Raw genomic sequence first — 2,859 nt, forward strand, 5'->3', positions numbered from 1 at the left:
TCCCGCACCGACGCAGCGCGGCGTGGAAGGTGTTCCGGTGCACCGGAGGAATCCCGGTCTCTTCGAGTACGCGTCTGGAATCGCTCATCGAGGTCGGTTCGACGACCCGTGCGATCACGAGGTCACGGAACCAGTCGTCTCCTACCGCCGCGTGGAATCCGAGGGAGTCGTACACGCCGGCGAGCGTGTCGTACAACAGTCGGGCGCTCGTGCCGACGACCCGTGCCGGCCCTGAGCGTTCCGGAACCTGCGCGGGCGGGTCGAACAGTGCCGCCGGTGGTGGTGCGGGAGTCGGTTCACGGACCGGGTACGTCGGTTCGAGTCCGAGGTCGAGTTCGCCCTGTCCTTCGCCGGCGATCCATGTCCGGGCCCGGGCGTCGAGGATCCCGAGTTCGGCTTGGGTGTGTGCCGAACCGATGTGTGTGAGCACGTGTTCGCGCCCGTGCCGGTACTCGGCGACCTGGACGGCGGTCGCGCCGGAGGCGGTGCGGACATGGCGGAGGTACACGATGTCGATCGTATCCGCGTTCCGGACCCACGGTTAGTGTGTGAAATCGGCACCCGCCGAGAGAGAATCCCCTGGTCACAGCGGTGCGGAAGCCCGACTGATCACACCCTGACCAAACTCAGGTCGTCCCAATGACGTGAAAGGCGTCTGAGCTTCGTGCCTCGCCAATGCCACATGGGTTGGAGTAAGACGAAAAAGACTGGCGCGAAAATTCCGCCGATGGTGAGTTCGTCGTTCCAAATAGCGGTGTGGAATCTTGTTGGGCAGATGGAGATTTCGTGATTCCAATATTTGAGGAGCGCGAGTGGGCCACTCAGTGGCATCCCGGCATCCCGCATCGTTCTTGTCCCTGGAGCGAATTTGTCCTGTGGGAGATCTTCGATCGTTATCCGCTGCGAACCGACACAGAACCTTCCGAAGAGATACAGTGCGACATCTACTTGGGATCCTGAAAGGAACGCCTGCGGCAACTGAGCTCCGAACTTGGCCCGCATCTGGAGCAGCGGCCAGTACAGCTTTGTTGCCACAGCTGGATCGTGAACGGCGCGCCAAGCGATATTCGCCGAGCACTCCATGGGCACCACGGTCCGAATCTGCATATAAAACATTCGTCCTACCCCTGTTATTGCCTGTGCCTATCAGGCGCAGGTGGATATTCAGTGCGAGCCTTACGATAGTGAGATGACAACCCTCGTGTGGCTCCGCGATGATTTGAGACTGAGCGACAATGCTGCGCTCAGCGCCGCCGCAGACGATGCCGACGGCGTGGTCGTGCTCTACCTTCTCGATGAAGTATCTGAACACCTTCGACCGCTTGGGGGAGCCGCAAAATGGTGGTTGCACCAGTCGCTTCGCGCGCTGGAGCATTCGCTTGGACAACTCGGGATTCCACTTGTTTTGCGCCGCGGCGCGGCAGAAGAACTCATCCCTGCCGTAGCACGTGCGTGCGGCGCAGATCGGGTGTTGTGGAACCGGCGGTATGGCGCGGCGAGAGATCACGACACAAAGCTTAAGACCGCGCTGCGGCAGTCCGGTGTCGTAGTTCGTTCCTACCCTGGTGATTTGCTGTTCGAACCGTGGACAATCGCAACCCGGACGGGCACCCCCTATCAGGTGTACTCCGCATTCTGGCGGGCATGCACATCGGGGCACACACCCGCAGACCCACTTCCGGCCCCCAAACAATTGACGAGTGTGCAACGTGATATCGAGAGTGAATCTTTGGACTCCTGGCTGTTGACTCCTGCCAACCCTGATTGGGCTGCTGGTATCTCCAGCCGGTGGGAACCGGGTGAGTGTGCAGCTCATCGAACGCTCGGTGAGTTCCTCGAAGACCGAGTGCAGCGATACTCTCGAAGAGATTTTCCCGCAGAAGAGACGGGATCCGAGCTTTCGCCCCACTTGCGGTGGGGGGAAATCAGCCCACGCGAGGTCTGGCACCAGACCCTGTCGACAGGCGGACACGTCGGGATGTTTCTCTCGGAGCTCGGGTGGCGTGAATTCGCCAAGCACACGGCATTTCACTTCGGCCCCCTCGAACAGCGCAACCTCAATGCCCGCTTCGACACATTCCCTTGGATCGTTGAACGCAACGCAGGATTCGACGCGTGGAAGTTTGGGCGCACGGGGTTCGGGATCGTCGACGCGGGTATGCAAGAACTCTGGCAGACGGGCTTCATGCATAATCGGGTACGCATGATCGCTGCCTCGTTGCTCACCAAGAACTTGGGGCTTGACTGGAGAATTGGCGAGGCGTGGTTCTGGGACACCCTTGTTGATGCCGACGAGGCGAGTAACCCGTTCAACTGGCAGTGGGTCGCTGGGTGCGGTGCCGACGCAGCCCCGTACTTTCGTATTTTCAACCCTGATCTGCAACAAAAGAAGTTTGACCCAGACGGTGCGTATGTAAGTAAATGGGCTCCATACAGTATGACGTTGCCAAAGATCATTGACTTGAAAACCACCCGGGCAGATGCTCTTCAGGCGTACCACGCTCTGGTTCGTTGACCTGCGATCACTCATCGTCAGGCTGGATTTTATTGGAGTCATACGTGCTGCCCCAGCTCCGACCCTGATGAACTGGTCTGTGGGGCGGTTGGTCCTGCGGTACGGTCGCCACGGATATGCTTCAGAACAAGTTCAGCACTGATGAGGCACATCGGAACACCCACACCAGGTGCGGTCGTCGCGCCAGCGTAGAAGAGTCCGGCTACCCGCTTGGAGACATTCTGTGCTCGGAACATTGCGCTCTGTCGCAGAATATGGGATGGTCCGAGCATGCCCCCTCGCCAGGATGAGTAGTCGCGAGCAAAATCAGCCGGCCCGATTGTTTGGCGAGACACGATGCGTTC

Annotated in this window: 2 protein-coding genes and 2 pseudogenes; 1 reads left to right on the plus strand and 3 read right to left on the minus strand. The window is 59.7% G+C overall.

Going from position 1 to position 2,859, the window contains the following annotated elements; genetic code table 11:
• Both ABD172_RS15225 and ABD172_RS15230 read right to left on the minus strand, forming a co-directional pair.
• A pseudogene (locus tag ABD172_RS15225) lies at positions 1–508 on the minus strand (IS1634 family transposase); the annotation flags it as partial.
• Between the two features lie 101 nt (positions 509–609).
• The gene (locus tag ABD172_RS15230; RefSeq protein WP_344311063.1) at positions 610–1,107 is read right to left on the minus strand and encodes a hypothetical protein; all 498 of its coding nucleotides are present in this window, start codon (positions 1,105–1,107) and stop codon (positions 610–612) included.
• Between the two features lie 82 nt (positions 1,108–1,189).
• Here ABD172_RS15230 and ABD172_RS15235 point away from each other — a divergent pair, with 82 nt between their 5' ends.
• Entirely contained in the window at positions 1,190–2,515 is a 1,326-nt protein-coding gene (locus ABD172_RS15235; RefSeq protein ID WP_344311065.1) for a cryptochrome/photolyase family protein, read from the plus strand.
• Positions 2,516–2,553: 38 nt separating this feature from the next.
• Here the strand turns inward: ABD172_RS15235 and ABD172_RS15240 are convergent.
• Positions 2,554–2,859 (minus strand): annotated as a pseudogene (locus tag ABD172_RS15240) (phytoene desaturase); the annotation flags it as partial.

Origin of the sequence: Brevibacterium samyangense, from assembly GCF_039529845.1 — a bacterium.
GTDB lineage: Bacteria > Actinomycetota > Actinomycetes > Actinomycetales > Brevibacteriaceae > Brevibacterium > Brevibacterium samyangense.